The organism is Okibacterium endophyticum (assembly GCF_054780075.1).
Window position 1 is genome coordinate 1 of sequence record NZ_BAAGXA010000007.1, and the last position, 16,450, is coordinate 16,450.

Consider the following 16,450-nt stretch of genomic DNA (forward strand, 5'->3'; position numbering starts at 1 on the left):
AGTCTGTCGCCTATGACCCGACTCACGTGTCGCCGATCATCTGTCGCCTATGTCGTGACACCAGACACCCTTAGGTCCACCGAAGTAGCCCTACACGAAATCCTCTTCGGCGGCGCCGCGCAGCCCTAGCTTGGCGATCTCCGGCCGAAGCTCGACGCAGATGTCCTCCGGGTTGGGCCCGATGAGTACACGGTCCAACAACGCATTTGTTCAGCTGCTTGCGATCTGCGGGAGTCGCTGCGAGGTAGCGGTTGCAGGCGTCTTCGAGGAGATCGAGCGATTCCGCCAAGTGCTTCATCTGGAACGCGACGTCGTCGCTCAGGCGCTCCTGCTCAGTTTCGGTGCGGGAGAGCGAATCGGCCAACTTGCGCTGCTCCTTGACGAACAGGTCGCGAGGCAGGGCGTCGGAGTAGTAAGCCTCGAGGAGCTTCTCTTGGCGCAGCCGGATCTCCTGGGCCTGTAGGGCGAGGTCTGATCGCTTCTGCTCGGAGCCGGATGCTTCATCCGCGAGCCGATCCTGCCAATGCAGCTCGATCTCCTTGCGTCGGTGCGTGGAGATTTGGATCCGTTCGTAGGCGTCCTCGACGCGACGCTCCACATCGCTGATGCGCAGTGCGCTCTGTGTGCATCGCGGTGTGCCGTTCTGGCGGCCGGAGCAGACGAAGTAGTCGTAGACGCGCCCGCTCTTCGACCGAGCTTTGTGGACCAGCAGCCGGCGTTGACAGTTGAAGCAGCGGACCGTGCTCTTGAGGTAGTGCGTGTGGATGCGGCTGCGTTCACCTTGACGCCGAGAGGCGAGGAGACGTTGGACGGTATCCCAGGTCTTCGCCGGGACCAGCGGCTCGTGGCTTCCTGTATGCTGCGCGCCGTTCAGCGTGACGGTGCCCTTGTAGTAGGGATTCGTCAGCACACGATGAAGGCTCGCGACTGTCAGCGCCGCGGGGGAGCAGGAAGCGGTCGCCCGAGTCCGAAGTCCTCCGTCCCGAAGTGCTGCGACCAGCTGAGCGACGCTCCACTCCCCAGTGGCATAGGTGTCGAACGCCCAGGTGATGTGTGGCGCCCGTTCGTGGTCGAGTTGGATCGCTCGATACTCGCGTCCGTCCTCGGTCTGGCGGCGGACGTTGAGATAGCCGATCGGCGCCCGGCCCGGTGTCCGCCTTGGATGGCCTTCTGCCGCATGCCCTTCATGACTTCTTGCGCGAGGTTGCGCGAGTAGAACTCTGCGATCGACGCCATGATCCCGTGTAAGAGCACACCGTTCGGCGTTGTATCGATGCCCTCTGTGCTCGAGACGAGACGGGCACCTGCGGCATGAACCGCCTGGGTGATCACGATGTCGTCGGCTCGGGACCGCGCCAGCCGATCGAGCTTGTGCACGATGACGTAGTCAACGGAGTGCTCTCGGACGTAGGCGAGCATCCGTTGCAGTTCGGGGCGATCGATGCTCCGTCCTGAATGTCCACGATCGACGAACTCTGCTGTGACGAGAGCATTCAGCGCATGTGCCTGTCTTCGGTTTGCCTCGCGCTGAGCAGGTATGGAGAAGCCGTCCCGCATGTCTCCACGGGCAGCTTGGCGAACTGTCGAGACACGGATGTACGAAACGGCCGACTGCGGCGGAGACAGGTCAAGGATCGAAGCGGCAACTTGAAGGAGATCGGAGACTTCATTCACTCAGCCAACAGTGGTCGAGTGCCTGTGCGGTACGAGATCGATCCTGATGCATGAGTGACCGAAGAAACAGTTAGGTAGAGGGCTGAGCGATCTGACGTGCGAGCTGTGGGCGCAATGGTTGACTTGATGGGCAGCGGGTGTCAACGCGGCCCCTGCGAGTTCGTTCGCTGCACCTTAGCCGTTGGGCGTCAGCGGCTCGCGGCCGTAGCCTCGGAGCATGTACACGCCGTGGGCTTCCAGCGACGCGGTCCGCAAAAAGATGCAGGGCAATCGTGGGCGCGACACCAATGCCGAACTCGCTGTGCGGCGGCTCGTTCACGCGTCTGGGCTGCGCTATCGAGTGAACACGCGGCCGGAGCCGGAGCTTCGGAGGACGGCGGATCTGCTGTTCACCCGCGCTCGGGTCGCGGTGTTCGTCGACGGCTGCTACTGGCACGGATGCCCCGAGCATTTCACGATGCCCGCCACGAACGTCGACTACTGGACCACGAAGATCGGCCGGAACCGAGCGCGTGATCTGGAGACGACGGCGCTGCTCGAAGCAAGCGGCTGGCTCGTGCTGCGCTTCTGGGAGCATGAGCCTCCAGCGACAGTCGCGGCCAGCATCGTGGAGCGAGTGCGGAAGCGTCGCGCATTGGTCAGCGCCTGATCGGCGGGAGGTTGCAGCCCAGTCGTCGGTGATCGGCTGGACCGGCGCTTGCCTGAGGGGGTGACCTTGCGGGACCAGGCACGCCGGCGCGGGGCGCTCGTTATGTCGGCCGTTCCTCCTATTGTTGTAGAGAGCCCACCGTGGTGTCAGCGGTGAAGCACGCCTTCCTGCTACGTGGCTTGGAGCCACTCGGCTGGACGCAGAACTGAACTAGACCTTGGAATCTGAAGGAGAACGCCCACGATGGCAGGCCAGCCTCTCACCTTCCGATTCGTCGACCTGTTCGCTGGACTTGGTGGTTTTCACGTGGCCCTCCGGGGGCTTGGTGGCGAGGGCGTGTTCGCTGCGGAGTGGGAGCCGGGGCTAAACGCTCTCTACGAGACCAACTTCGGCATTGCGCCGTGGTCCGACGTGAACGAGTTGGACACGGATGGGGTGATCGCCGAGCACGTTCCCGACCATGAGGTCCTCACCGCAGGTTTTCCGTGCCAGCCGTTCTCCAAGTCAGGTAAGCAGCAGGGGTTCGAGCACACTCTGCAAGGTCATTTGTTCTTCAAGGTGCACGATATCCTGCGCGTAAAGAGGCCCGGTCGCTTCATTCTGGAGAACGTCCCGAATATCCTCAGCCACGATGGTGGTGAGACGAAGGCGACCATCATCAAGATGCTCGTCGATCTTGGATACGAGGTGGACATCCGGCGGTTGTCGCCGCACCAGTTCGGCATCCCGCAGGTGCGTGAGCGGGCTTACTTTGTCGGAGCGCTGATCTCTGAGGGCGGGCTAACCGGGTTCGAGTGGCCAGACGAGAGCAAGGAAGAGACCACTATTGCCACCGCTCTTGACCCCGAGGCGCCGCCTGTTCGCGAGGTGCCGGAGAGGACGCAGGACGCGATTGACATGTGGCGGGACTTCCTGCGTCGTGCTCCGAAGGACATCAAGCTCCCATCCTTCCCGATCTGGTCGATGGAGTTCCGCGCGAGTTACCCGTACGAGGGCATGACACCGCCGCGGGCGTGGTCCCAGCGGCGACCAGGAAAGCTCGATGAGTTCACGGGATCGTTCGGATTCCCGCTCGACGGACTGAGCATCGCCGGGCAGAAGCTGCTAATCCCAAGCCACTCCCGGCGTGACGGGGACGTCGAGTTCCCTGGCTGGAAGCGGGCCTTCATTCGGCAGAACCGTGCTTTCTACTCGGAAAACCGCAGATGGATCGACCCGTGGCTTGATGAGTGGCGGCCGTGGGAGTTCCTGTCCAGCTTCCAGAAGTTCGAATGGAACGCGCAGGGCGGCGTGCGGGACATCGACGAGTACGTCATACAAGTACGAGCCTCAGGCGTCCGTGTGAAGCGGCCCACGACCGCGCCGGCTCTGATCGCGATGACACAGACGCAAGTGCCGATCCTGGGATCGAAGATCTCCGGCACCGGCGCTCGGCGCTACATGACCCCGGCAGAATGCGCGAGATTGCAGAGCCTTGGCGGCATCACCCTTCCTGCAAGCGACGTCGCTGCGTACAAAGCACTCGGCAACGCCGTCAACGCGAAGGTCGTCCGCAAGATCGCAGAGCCGCTCCTCAAGGCTCTGGCCCCGCGCGAAACGCCATCTGACATCGCAAGGCCCAGAACCACGGTCGCTCCTGAGGCTGCCTAATGGCAGGTCCAGGCAGCATCGAGAAGGAAGCGCCACGAATGAGTCTGAACGTCGCAGAGCCCAGTGAGGACACTCCCGAGGAGAGCCCGCGCACTCAGGCGCAGGATCGCATCGCGGAAGCAATTGCGGAACTGTCTGACGCGCCCGACACCCCCGAGGGAGTGTCGGCTTGCGCCGGCTTCTCACCTGCCGACGTGGACTTCGAGTCCGACGCCTGGATATCCCGGCTGGCCGACGTGCAAGGGTGGTTGCACTTCGATGACGATCTGTCCGACGCAGACCTCGCCGCGTTCGTCCTCAGCCTCGCAGCGAACCTCAGCTTTGTCCCGGCATCTCAAGGGCTCGAGGAGACCGGCGGGGCCACGCGGCTGACCAGCGAGGCGCTGGAGCGCCTCGCTGAGCGAGCCGAGGCAGCGACCCGACTCAAGGACGAGTTCATCGCAGAACTCAATTTCGACGGTGGTACCCCATCGTCCGCTACCGTTTCCTGGGCGGACCGCTGGGAAGCCGAATGGGGTGACGACGAAGCCATCTCCCCGGAGCCCGTCACGGCCAAGGCTGACGTGTGGCACATCTTCCAACTGACGAAGAAGAAGCTGAACCTCACGCCTTCGTACCAGCGAGGAGACGTGTGGCGCACGGGGGATCGGCAGAAGCTGATCGAGTCGATCCTGCGCGGGATTCCCCTGCCCTCGATCATCCTGCTTCGGAAGGGCGGCGCTGCCCCCGATGATGTAGTGGACGGCAAGCAGCGCCTGACTGCGATTCTGCGCTTTGTGGGCAAGCATCCTGAAGCGCTCGCGAGGGTCGCTGAGGCTGACAAAGCGAAGCCTGAGGCCGGTCTTCGCGACAAGTTCGAGAACGACTACCCCAAATTCCGTTTGGCATGGAAGAGGTATATGGGTGAACCGCTCACGGCAAAGCTCGAAGACGACTACTACTTCCCGTTCCGGCTGCGCAACGACAAGAACGGGGTCCTCGTCGGCAAAGACTTGGAGCCTCTACGTGGCAAGTACTACACCCAGGTCAAGGGACACACGATCCACGTCGCCGACCAGGAGGTGACGGTCGAGGAACTCTTCGAAGGCGCCCCCGACTACAAGGTGCCCGTCATCGAATACACGAAGGCGAGTCAGCGGCAGATTCACGAGGTCTTCAACCTCTACAACAAACAAGGCATGCACCTGAACGCCGAGGAAATCCGTAACGCAGTGTTCCACGATGTCGAGCTCACGCGCGCGATCCTCGTTGCGGCTGGTGACGCCAGCGGTAGTGCCAGCATCGCAGACATCGCCCCGTCGCTGCTCGAAGTTCCGGGCATCAGTGAGCTCGGCAAGACGCTGGCAGACTACGGGTTCGGTGAGGCTCGCTACCGTCGAACGAAGGTGCTCGGATGGATCATCGCGACGCTCGTCAACGACTCGGGAGGCAAGCTTCTTCCCTCTACCTCGCGCCACACTGACGACCTCCTCAAGCGCGTGCAGGACGACGGCTCACATGCGTTGCGCGCCTCCTCTCGTCTCTCCGACCTTTTCGGACTTGTGACGACAGCCGCCAGCCTGCACGCGGCTTACGACGAGCTCTGGCCGGACAAGTTTCGCGGTGATGGGAAAAGCAGCCGATGGCAGGACTTGCAGCTGGTCGGGTCGCTCGTCGGCGTCGCGATCGCCACCGCCGGAGCGCCGGAAGATATCGAGGAGCGTCTCGAGGCCAACGCCGCGACGATCCGCCAAGCGACGCTGAACGAGTGGACGCGTCCCGAGAAGACTCAGACCCGCACGCAGTGGGACTTCATCGCTCGCATCAGCGCAGGCGTTGTCGAGAAGCTCGGGATAGACATCGAGTCAGCCTCCGAAGCCATCCGTGCACGGTTCGGTTCATCAGGCGTTGAGTCATTGCTCGCATCGCGTATCCCACCGAAGGGTGCGTGACCGATCAACGTGGAACGGGTGCACTTCGATGCGCCGTCTGGCGCGGAAGAGACATGGTGGAGCCGGTACGCTGCCGAGCTTGGGCAGATGACCTCGACCGCGCGAGGAGTGCTCCAGACCGATTGCGCCTACATCGTCGAGCGAGGGATGCTCGGTGCGGGGCCGCCAAATGCCGCAACGTGGCCCGAGAGCCGGACCCGTACTGGGCTGGTCATGGGCTCAGTGCAGTCAGGCAAGACAGCCTCGATGTTCGGCGTGACCGCGCTGGCGTTCGACCAAGGTATCGACATCGTGGTGATCCTTGCGGGGACACGCCTGTCGCTCTGGCGTCAGACCTACGAACGCATGGTCGAACAGCTCGATGCGGGGGAGGACGGGGTCGCGAAAGCGCGGCGGCGGCTGCTCTGTCCAACTCCGGGAGTCGTGCTCTCTGGGGCGCCCGCGACACTGGACAGCACCTATCGACTCCCTTCCGCGCAGGTGAGACGCAAGCTGTCGCAGAGACAGCCGCTGATCGTCGTCGCGATGAAGCAGACCGATCATCTCTACGCGCTCGGACGCGAGTTGCGTCAGAGCGTGTTCGGCGAGGTCGCGCGACTCGACCGCGCCGTGCACATGCTCGTCCTCGACGATGAAGCGGATGACGGCTCTGTGCTCGACGCCGTCATAGAGCAATCCCAAGGCCCCCTTTCACCAGCTCTCAAACAGATTCCCCGCGCGATCGCCGATCTATGGGAGCCGAGATCGAGCGGAGCGCCGGACAACCTCTTCGCCACCTACGTCGGGTACACGGCAACCCCACAGGCGAGCCTGCTGCAAGAAGACCACAATCCGCTCGCCCCCCGAGACTTCGTGATCTCGCTTCGGACGCCGCTCGATGTCGGCCAGCCCGCAGACCTTGGTGACCTGGATGCCCCGCGCTCGTCGACATACCCAGAACCGAACGGCATCGACAACTACTACACCGGCGGCGAGATCTACTACGACCGCGGCGCCGGGGCCGGCCTCTGCCGCGAGCTATCGGGACAAGCCGACGACGATCTCGCAGATTCCATCCGCGCCTTCCTTGTTGCCGGTGCGATTAGGTTGCATTGGGCCTCGGTAACTGACCCCACCGTGATGGGGCCACACTCGATCAGGGGCGCCGACTTCCCCCGGAGAGACGATGCGAAAGCGGCTTCGCCGCCCACCCACTCGATGCTGCTCCACCCTTCCGCAGACATCGGCTCTCACTTTGCAGCCGCGGAGGACGTGCTCGTCTGGGCCGGCGTGCCAGACCGCATCACGGCGCGCAATCTGATCGAGTCTGGCAATGCACTCCTCCCGGACAGTCTCATCGCGAAGATGCGTGGTGAGGAACCCCTCTGGGAGGCATGGATCGATCGCTACCGGTCATCGTCAAATGCGATCGCTACCGAGTTCAACGTGATGAACCCGCGACTCATCCCCGACTGGCCGACCGTGCTCCACATCCTGGAGACCGAGGTGATCCCAGGCACGCGCGTGTCCGTCGTGAACAGCGACCCCAGCGCGGACGACCGGCCCGAGTACAAGCCAGTCGTCGACGAGACCGCTCAGCGTTGGCGCGCGGCCCCTGACCTCTCGACGATCTTCGTCTCCGGCAACGTAATGGCGCGCGGGCTGACACTGGAGGGAATGACGACGGCACTTTTCCGGCGCAACTCGGCTAGCCCAGTGGCCGACACCCAGATGCAGATGCAGCGCTGGTTCGGCTACCGCGGAGAATACATCGAGCTCTGCCGCATGTTCGCCACCCGGCAGCAGATCGACCTCTTCGGCGCCTACCACGATGTCGACGAGGCGCTCCGTGAAGGCATCGCGGCGAAGATGGCTGGCGCCGCGCCTTCTCCGGTCGTCCTGCACGGCATGGGTTTTCTGGCCACCGGAAAGATCGCCAGTATCGGCCGCGTGCCGCTGTGTCCGAGCGCAAAACCGTTCATCACGCTCATTAACGACGGACAGCAGCCCGACCCGAACGCGCAGCTTGTCGCTGAGGTGTTCTCCGGCCCCTCCTCCGACTTGTTGGTAGGGCGCACCATGCGCGGACGTGCGCTCGACCGCACACTGTCGCTGTCAGAGGCTGCTGACCTGCTCGACAGCCTCTCGTTTGACTCCTATGCCCCTGGCGGCGGAAGCCGCCTGGCGGAGTTGTGGCAGCAAGTCCAGGCCCGCGTGGACGCAACCCTGCCGCTGCCCGCTGGGACACAGTTCTACGACGCCCCAAGCCCCATCGACGGGACGCCCTCGGACGCCCGCTTTGAATGCCCGTACGCCATCGCCGCATACCTTCGCTTGTGGGAAGCGTGCCTCACCCGTGCCGTCAGAGGCCTTTTCGTCACAGGAGTTCCGTCCGGCCGATGGGCAATGGCCGACCTGCGCGCCAAAGCGCTGCATCAGCCCCGGTTTTCCGTCGGTATCCGATACGGCGATGGCGACAGGATCACTGATGGACCGCTCTCCGGCCTCGGTTTCAGCATCCGTGCCACCCAGAAAGGCCTGAACGCTCAGGGGAACCTTGACACGACCTGGGGCACGAATGACCCGAATGCGGGCCCTCTCGATTACCGCGGCGACGAGTTCTTCGACTACTACCATCGCGGCGAAGCCCTGCCCACAACGGCTGGGACGACGTCCTGGCGCCCGCAAGGGTCGCACGGGCAGATCCTCTTCTACGTCAACAAACGGCCCGGGCAACCGCATCCTGCAGTCGCTGTCGGAGTGTGCATCCCCTCTGGCGGCCCGGAGCAGTTCGCCGCGACGCGAGCCGGCTCGCTGATCGCAGCGTGAGAAAAGCCAGATGACGAACTACGAAGACGCTCGGCAGCGGATCGAACGCATCCCGGTCTCGCCGGAAGCCGGGTCGCGGAACGTCGAATGGATCACCTCGGCTGAGATCATTGGCGTGGCTCGTGACGCCGAGGGCAAGGTGGAACTCCTTCTCCGCGGCGTCGAGCTCGTACCGGTCTCCCGGACCGTCAAGGACGCGTCCGAACATCGACCGATCTATAAGGACGACGGGACGACATTCGAAGCCACGCGCCTCGTCTTCCCCGCACTCGCGCACTTCGACCAGGTAGCGGCGTTCATTTGCGTTGAGCTCCTGCGGAATGGAGCAGACAGCGATCTCCCGCGCGCATTCGCCCTCACCGAACCGATCATCGAACTCGCTATCAAGAACCTCACGCTTTCAAACCAGGCGCTCCTCGGCCTCGCGGGCGAGTTGCTCCTCTTGGAGGCGCTATGCCGCCGAGCCGATGACGCTCGCGTCGCAGAGATCATCGCCGGCTGGCGCGGTTGGCAGAGATCCTCACGTGACCTCGTCCTTGACGGCACGGGGATTGAGGTCAAGACCACGACGGGCAACGCTTCATCCCACCTCGTCGAGGGCGTGCATCAGCTTGAACGCGACGAGGAGGGCGACGAGCACCGGCTGTTCCTGCTAAGCATCGGTCTCCAACGAGCCGAGAGCGACGCCAGCAACCGCTTCACAGTCCCCAGTCTCGTCGAGCGCATCACCATGCGCATGGCCGATACCGGAGCATCGCCTCTGGTCATCGAGCGTTTCGTCGCACACGTTGCCGAGTATGGCGCGAGCTCGTGGATCGGTTATAACCACACCACACAGGCAGCCGATCCGACCTACTCAATTCCATTTCTTACGACTTTCTTCCGCGCCTACGACATGGATGACACAACTATCGGTGTCTTGCGTCGTCACGACGTTGCCGCGTTTCGACACGTCGCTGACGACTCGGTGAGATTTCGGGTGAACCTCTCCACGAATGGGCCGATCAGCGCCGGGAACCCAGTCGAAGGTGCTAACCAAGTGGCCCAGGTGATACTCGGACTCTGACACTCCTTCCCGTCGAGCCCTGTACGCTCCCACCTTCCGCGGCCGCTCTTGTGCGACGCGCGCTCCCTACCTCGAACTTCTACCCGGGCCGCGTCGCAGACGCAATTGTCCCAACCGTGAACAACATCTCGGAATCGCTCGGCTTGCGTCATGGAAACGCCCCATCGGATAGGTGCGCCGCTGCGTTCCGAGATTGCTTGACCGCACGGCAGGCCAATAACCCGTCCGCAACTTCCGATCTTCTAGCGCCGCTACCGTGAGGAGGCTAGAGCCCCGGGAATGCGGCTTCGATGGCCTGCTTCAACAGTGCAGCTGACGATCTGTCAAACTGGAGAGTCTGGCTCACCTTAGGTTGCGATACCCGAACATCCGACCCAAAGGTGGACACCTGGAGCAGCGAAGCCTCCCCGGCCCGGACGACGCTCCACTGAGCATCGGTCTCCGTCGGGTGAGGCGAGCCGCTCGAACTCGCCTGTGTGAAACTCCGGACGCGTGCCATGTCTACAGACTAATCGGAGGAGTACGTGCATAGCGCCGCGCGTCAGGCGAGAACGACACCATGGAGCGGCTCGAGAAGACGGCGCAGGCGGGGCCTGGGCTCGCGACCACGTCTGTCTTGCCGCGGATACTCTCGATTCATGACAACGACGAGCCTCTCGATCCCGAGCAGTATCGCATCGCTGTCGAGGGGATCTCCGCGATCGCGATCACGAACTTCGAGATGGGCGCTGGAGAAGCGCAGGCGCGCACTGCTGTACTGGCGTTGTGGGAACAGCTTGGGCGACCGCGCGGAGCCTTCGCCGAAGCCGCAACCAGCACCACTCATTCGCCTCAGCCGGTCCTCCAGACAGCAGAGGAGACGGAGAGAGCCCGCCAAATCAGAGAGATGCTAGGCGTCCGAAGCAGCGAAGAGGCTCTCGTGGCGATGCTGTCTGCCTGCGAGATGCTGGAACAACTGGCGGCCGAGCTCGACGGCTAGATCGATCGTGTGCTAATTGAACGCGCAACGTGGTCAGGGTGAGAAGCTGGCATATGACTTCTCACCGACCGCCGGTCTTCGACCTGAGCGTCCGAACCAACGGCGCGCCCGCGATCCATGAGGAGTCGTCATTCGCGTTCCTGAACCGGGTAGCTGGAACATACTGGGAGCACCCGCGTCGTCTCATCGAAGAATGGTCTAGTCGCCTTGAGAACGAGGACGACTACATGGACATTCGGGCACGCCTCCGCTCGGGCGACAACCGACAATTCAACAGCGCCTTCCTGGAGCTCTACCTCCATGAGATTCTGCTGCGAACAGGCCACACGGTCACGGTCCATCCATATCTCCCGCACACCACCCGGCTCCCAGACTTCTATGCCGAGAAAGACGGAATCGGCTTCTTCGTCGAAGCTGTCGCCCCAGGTAGGAGTCGTGAGAAGGACGCAGCGCGCTCCCGACTCAACCGCTTCTTCGACGTCGTGAACCGATTGGAGAGCCCAAACTTCGTTCTCATGCTCCGTTCCCTCCATGAAGGGCTCACCGATCCTGCAGCATCAGCCTTGCGGAAGGACCTACGGAAGTGGTTGGCGGGGCTTGGCCCAGATTCGATTCACGATCTCTCCCTAGCGCCGCGCTACGAGTGGAAGCACGGCGACTGGGCGGCAGTGTTCTCTGCCGTGCCGAAGAAGAAAGAAGCCCGGGGCAAGGGCGGCAGCGATCGGCGAGCCATCGGGATCTACGCACACGAACCCGCCAAAGGCGTCGACGACGCCAGTACCATACGCAAAGCCCTGGCATCGAAGGACAGCGAGTACGGCGACCTGGGCAAGCCGTTCATGATCGCAATCGGCCTGTATATGCACGACCGCGATCACTGGCACAGTATGAAACGCGTTTTATGGCCACGAATCAGTCCAGTGGTCTGAGAACAGTGATGAGACTCGTATCGTTCGCATGGCCGACGGCTACTTCGGCACCCCCGCAGTTGGACGGCCCGCAACGTCTCGGCAGTGCTCCTCGTCAACCAGCTTAAGCCTTACCACGTTCATAAGGCCGAGGTGACCATCTGGAAGCATCCGTACCCGAATGAGCATCTCACCATTCCCGGAGTTCCCGGGAGAAGCAGAAGAACTAGTTGACGACAGGGTGGTGATCACGCCCACGCCGACGTCGCCTACAGCTCTGTTCGGTCTGCCCGATCCTTGGCCACCCGGCGAGCCGTGGCCAAGCGAACCCTAGTCCGAAGAGCGCGTTGCTCCGCCCACCCAACCCGGGTTGCGGCGCAAGTTGTCTCCGGGATCAGGTTCCTCGGCGCCGGCGTTATCGTCCGCGACTGGCTCACCATCCGCGGCCTGACTCCTGCGGCACCCTGCGGTGAGTCGTAGCGATCGGCTCTCTCGCCCGCGCAGGCATGGGTTTGGTGCTCCGCCCCCGCGCCAGAATTGCCCGGTCGCCGAGACCACACGGGCACATTGCCCTCGCTTCGAGGCTACAGGCGCGGTGCCTCGTGTCACTGCCCCGAACTCGGCGGTCTATACACCGAGGTGCCTCCGGGCAACGAGATGCCCGCTTCTGACGCCGGAAGCCTCGATCATGGCTCCTCCGGGCTGCTCGATTGCTCGTGGATCTGGATCGTCACCGGGAGATGAGGTTGAAGGCCGTCCGGAATCGCTCGAGGATCTTCAGGACGTTCAGGACAAGATGCAATGCCAGCCATGCCAGCGCTGGCGTCCAACCCCAATGAAGCACGGAGTCGCCGGCGGTCGCAGCCGGAGCTGGTGCCGTCGTAGGTGTAGGAGTCGATATCGTCGGCGTGACGGACACGTCCGGAGCCATGAACCCTGTGGCGACCGCAAGCAGGACGACGAGCGCGACCGCCACGACGATCGTATAGCTGATCGTCGCGCGCAGGTCTGAGATCACGGTCCCCAGGCCATGGGCGTTCCCGATCGCGCCGCCGTCCTTGCGCAGGGTCACAGCCAGGTTGAAAACGAGGAACAACAACCCGAACAGCAGTGCGGTGAAGACGGACATGGCGGTTAGGTACGGGGTGACGGACGTCAACTCGATGTGCCAGAACAGAAGCGCGGCGGCCACAGTGGAGGGGAGGCCGTAGTAGTATATTACGGCCCTGCGTCGCGCCCGCTTGGCGGGCTGCCCTACTAGGGAAGTCCAGGAGTCACGATAGTCCCGGAAGATTGTCCTGAACTGGCCCGGACTCATCGTGTTCACCACCATCTCGCTATCGCTTCCTCTACGTCTTCTCGAGTGGCCAACCGCTGGGGAGGTCGACACCGAGGCCTCGGAGAAACTGCTCGGCCGTCGCATCCCAAGCTTGTCGCAACTCAGTGTCGGTCAGCCAGCCTCCGAACTCGTACACGAGCTGAGGGACGCGATCGCCTGCGACGACGAACGTCTTCTCAGGTCGTTCTGTGCCGAACGATACCTCCACCCTCCGACTTTCGTACTCGTCGCGGTTGACCGGCAGCAACTCCTGGAGCTCACCCAGCAGGTCGTCGTTCAACGATCCCGACCGCGCGGCTTCGATCGCAGCGACGAGCGCCTCCCATTCAGTTTCATCCGACACGCTGAACGCGCTGCGCGGCGCCTTCTTGCGTTGGGGCACGATGGAGCCATCGCGCTTCTTCCTCTCCGCCCAGATCATGCGGCGTTGCTCGAGCGGAGCGATCTCAGCGAGCTTCCGGTACTCGAGATGGCGTCGGTCGAGGATGTCGAAGACACGAGCTTTGAGGTCGTCTCCGCGGCTGGATAGCCCCGCGCCCTCGGCAGACACCCGAACAGTGACGTCGTCGACGGTGGAGGGGTCGTGGCCGCTGTCGACCTGTTCGAGCACCTCCGTCACTCGGAGCACTTGCTTGCCTGCGAGTTCCTTCCGCCAGTCGTCCGTGAGCGCGAACGCTTCGACGCGAATGCCCATCTGAGTGCTGAGTGAGATCGGGCGGATGACTCGGCTGTGGATGAGGTCCTTCAGATGCCTCCCGCCGACCCGCTCGACGAAGAGGAACCCGAAGTAGCTGTCGCGCGGGACGTAGATGACCGCTCGGAGTTCACTCAGCAGCGCTGTGGTCTGCCCGGTCTCGACGGACTCCTCGGATTCGGTGTCGAATGTCTCGCCGGGGTTTCCGACCGGCCCCCTCCGAAGCCGGATGAAGATCGACCGACCTCGGACATCGTGGGAGTGCTTGCGGAAGCCTTCAGCCAGACCCGGATTCTGGTGGAATCTTGGCCCTACCTTGTCGAGTTCTGCCTCCAACGACGCCAGGAGATCGACCTTGTGCTCGCCGATCGCACTGAGTCGTTGCAGCTCCCGGGGCCGATAAGGAGGCGAAACCCGGATCAGGTATGCCAGGTATCCGTACGCGACCATTCGTTTCCTTCCGGGAGTATCTCTGGTCAACCTACCGGCTAACCCCTGATTCCGAACGGATCGGCTCGCGGTCGCCTCATCACCGGCCCGAACCACTCGCTGAGTTCGTCCCTCCAGACTTACAACGGGTGACCGGACGGTGACTAAGACCCCCCAAAGGCAGGGCGGCATGAGCCGGTGCTTGCCGGTCGTGTTGTGGTCATGAGAACCGCGGAATCATGCGGATTCTCACCCTACCGGCGCTGTCACGTCGCCTGCTCCGAGCCCATCAGTTGTTGTTCGAGTATCGCGCTCGGGCCATCGAAAGCCCACCTAAATCACCCGCCACGACCCACCGCCAACCGGCTACACTCGGACTAAGCGAACCGTCCGGTTCCCTGTAAACACAAGGGAATCCGTGAGTTCCCGAGACGATCGGCGGAGACCGGAAATCGGCCGGATCCTCCAAGGGGTCGCAGGTTCAAATCCTGTCAGCCCGACAGAAAACTCGTGGTAGAACAGAATTTATGGATGTCCGATTCTCGCAGGTAGCCGGCGAAGATCTGAACAATCTATGGTCCCGGTTTGCGTTCGCTGTGTGAGCGCGTCTGTTCCCGATTCGTTCCCAGTCTCAAACCCCGGTCAAAGGGGTTAGCGGGAACCTCAGGTCTGCAGGAGCCGTCGATTCACCTGCTCGGCAGCTCGCGTAAGCTCCGTCACGTCGGGGTGCATGTTCTCGATCGATGCGTGACCGAGGATGTCGCTGACGATGTGCAATGGCACGCCCGCGTTCGCGAACCATGTGGCTCCGGCGTGTCTGAGATCGTGTCGTCGCAGACCTGGGTGGCCGAGTCGTTGCACCAAGTTCGTCCAGTCGGTCGCTCGCGAGAGCGTCCCGGTGGTGAGGACTCCGCCTCGGGGGCCTTGCGGGAGCGGCTGATCATGTTCGCGGTGCTCGGCTATCCGTCGGAGCACCGGCTCCAACGGATCGAGGATCGATTGATCTCGCCCCCGGACTGACGACCCTGCGAACAACACTCACGCTCGACAGCGCGTGACCGGCCATGGCACCCCGTGAACGCCCGCCGCGGATGCGGGCGTTCACGGGGCATGGTGTTGCACACGAGGCCGTTACTACGGAACTCGGCGACGATGCCGCCCGCGCCACCGGTGTCAGCGCGGAAACCACCCGGCTCATCGCCGTACTGCCCGGAGGCTCGGCGGCGGCCCTCGGGCATTCAGAATGCGTTGCGTAAATGAGCGGGGGCAAAATCGAAGACCGTGTCAGACTGGCTGCCGGTGATCCCATACAGATTGTGACGTGACGATGCGCAAGCGACGTGCTCGATTGATGGCGGCGATGACCGTTGGACTGGTGTTCATGATGACCGGATGCAGCCCGAGTGCACTCACTGGAGACGCTCTTTACCAGGCGGCGGCAGGACGCTACTACGGGTACGCGGCCGATATGCACATGGTGCTGATGGCGGTACACGAGGGGGACTGGGCTGTCGATCAGGGCGCATACGGAGCCGATCCGTCATCGTGCCAGATCGGTGCCGACGAGTTCGGGTATTTCTTTGACTATGCACGGACGGTGACGATCGAGCAGGTCGACGCGGATGCACTCACCGCAGCGGCCGTCGCGGCCTTCAAGGAGCTGGGTCTCGAGCCTGAGGTCGCGACGTTCGGCGAGGGCGAAGCGCAAGAGCAGAACATCGTTGCCACAGGCGGGAATGTGGGTCGAGCTGTGGTGACGATTCGCCCTGTGACCGGGTGGGTGCGAGTGACCGCCCGCCCTGAGTGCGAGCGGGGAGTGGCTGCAGACCTCTCCGAGATGATCTTCGGTGGAGACGTGGACAGGGGCGCCGCGCTCCGAGTGCCGGCCACCGAGGGGGTGGACTCCGTCCCCCAGTTCTATTTTCCCGCCGACGGCCCGCTCTTCTATGACGAGGACGGCACGCCGATCCTGCCACAGCCTGTTGTGACCGAGGTGCCGGAAGCCCCCTACGGCGACGACACGCCCTGACGGGATGGATGTGACGGCGATGTCCGTGGGTGACGCCTGGAGCACGCTCTGTGCATTGATCGAGGATGACCCGGAGCTGGTGGACGCCCTGAGCGCTGCACACGCGGACGGCCGTTGGATGGCACTCGTCGACGGCCTCAACGAGATCAGCGGCCTCGCGAACTTGGACGCTGAGGATTCCGGCATGAACGCGCAGATACGCTGGCCGGAGTGCCCAGGGCAATCCGCGCCGGTGTGGATCTCGCAACCGTTACTGACAATGCGATTCCGCGGGAAGACGCGAATGAGAATACG

13 protein-coding genes and 1 pseudogene are annotated in these 16,450 nt (G+C 63.2%); 8 read left to right on the plus strand and 6 right to left on the minus strand.

Annotation, left to right across the window (positions count from 1 at the left end; genetic code table 11):
• Positions 1 to 70 precede the first annotated feature (70 nt).
• The 3 genes and pseudogenes from ACYVF5_RS09840 to ACYVF5_RS09850 form a co-directional block, all read right to left on the minus strand.
• Positions 71 to 874, minus strand: a complete 804-nt coding sequence (locus ACYVF5_RS09840; protein ID WP_460946610.1) for a recombinase zinc ribbon domain-containing protein — start codon at positions 872 to 874, stop codon at positions 71 to 73.
• Positions 848 to 1,006: pseudogene (locus ACYVF5_RS09845) on the minus strand (hypothetical protein); the annotation flags it as partial. The gene ACYVF5_RS09840 and the pseudogene ACYVF5_RS09845, both read right to left, overlap by 27 nt.
• Positions 931 to 1,674, minus strand: a complete 744-nt coding sequence (locus ACYVF5_RS09850; protein ID WP_460945828.1) for a recombinase family protein — start codon at positions 1,672 to 1,674, stop codon at positions 931 to 933. The gene ACYVF5_RS09850 and the pseudogene ACYVF5_RS09845, both read right to left, overlap by 76 nt.
• 217 nt (positions 1,675 to 1,891) lie before the next feature.
• Between ACYVF5_RS09850 and ACYVF5_RS09855 the strand changes: the two genes are divergently transcribed.
• The 7 genes from ACYVF5_RS09855 (at position 1,892) to ACYVF5_RS09885 (ending at position 11,686) form a co-directional block, all read left to right on the plus strand.
• On the plus strand, positions 1,892 to 2,323 hold the full coding sequence (locus tag ACYVF5_RS09855; protein ID WP_460945830.1) for a very short patch repair endonuclease: 432 nt from the start codon (positions 1,892 to 1,894) through the stop codon (positions 2,321 to 2,323).
• A gap of 243 nt (positions 2,324 to 2,566) precedes the next feature.
• Positions 2,567 to 3,973, plus strand: coding sequence for a DNA (cytosine-5-)-methyltransferase (gene dcm / locus ACYVF5_RS09860; RefSeq protein ID WP_460945832.1), 1,407 nt, complete (start codon positions 2,567 to 2,569; stop codon positions 3,971 to 3,973).
• A 38-nt stretch (positions 3,974 to 4,011) separates the two neighbouring features.
• Entirely contained in the window at positions 4,012 to 5,904 is a 1,893-nt protein-coding gene (locus tag ACYVF5_RS09865) for a GmrSD restriction endonuclease domain-containing protein (protein WP_460945834.1), read from the plus strand.
• 87 nt (positions 5,905 to 5,991) lie between these two features.
• Complete coding sequence (locus tag ACYVF5_RS09870; protein WP_460945836.1) at positions 5,992 to 8,712, plus strand: Z1 domain-containing protein; 2,721 nt, start codon at positions 5,992 to 5,994, stop codon at positions 8,710 to 8,712.
• Positions 8,713 to 8,722: 10 nt separating this feature from the next.
• A complete protein-coding gene (locus tag ACYVF5_RS09875; protein WP_460945838.1) occupies positions 8,723 to 9,778 on the plus strand; it encodes a PD-(D/E)XK motif protein in 1,056 nt (351 codons plus the stop codon).
• Between the two features lie 559 nt (positions 9,779 to 10,337).
• The gene (locus ACYVF5_RS09880; protein WP_460945840.1) at positions 10,338 to 10,757 is read left to right on the plus strand and encodes a hypothetical protein; all 420 of its coding nucleotides are present in this window, start codon (positions 10,338 to 10,340) and stop codon (positions 10,755 to 10,757) included.
• Positions 10,758 to 10,810: 53 nt separating this feature from the next.
• Positions 10,811 to 11,686 carry a hypothetical protein gene (locus tag ACYVF5_RS09885; RefSeq protein ID WP_460945841.1) on the plus strand — a complete coding sequence of 292 codons (876 nt, stop codon included), beginning with the start codon at positions 10,811 to 10,813 and terminating at the stop codon, positions 11,684 to 11,686.
• 709 nt (positions 11,687 to 12,395) lie between these two features.
• On the opposite strand, the gene ACYVF5_RS09890 is transcribed toward ACYVF5_RS09885, so the two are convergent.
• From ACYVF5_RS09890 to ACYVF5_RS09900, 3 genes are all read right to left on the minus strand, one after another.
• On the minus strand, positions 12,396 to 12,998 hold the full coding sequence (locus ACYVF5_RS09890) for a hypothetical protein (protein WP_460945843.1): 603 nt from the start codon (positions 12,996 to 12,998) through the stop codon (positions 12,396 to 12,398).
• A 16-nt stretch (positions 12,999 to 13,014) separates the two neighbouring features.
• Positions 13,015 to 14,148 carry a hypothetical protein gene (locus tag ACYVF5_RS09895; protein ID WP_460945845.1) on the minus strand — a complete coding sequence of 378 codons (1,134 nt, stop codon included), beginning with the start codon at positions 14,146 to 14,148 and terminating at the stop codon, positions 13,015 to 13,017.
• A gap of 642 nt (positions 14,149 to 14,790) precedes the next feature.
• A complete protein-coding gene (locus ACYVF5_RS09900; protein ID WP_460945847.1) occupies positions 14,791 to 15,165 on the minus strand; it encodes a tyrosine-type recombinase/integrase in 375 nt (124 codons plus the stop codon).
• A gap of 283 nt (positions 15,166 to 15,448) precedes the next feature.
• Between ACYVF5_RS09900 and ACYVF5_RS09905 the strand changes: the two genes are divergently transcribed.
• Entirely contained in the window at positions 15,449 to 16,156 is a 708-nt protein-coding gene (locus tag ACYVF5_RS09905; protein WP_460945849.1) for a hypothetical protein, read from the plus strand.
• Positions 16,157 to 16,450: the final 294 nt, after the last annotated feature.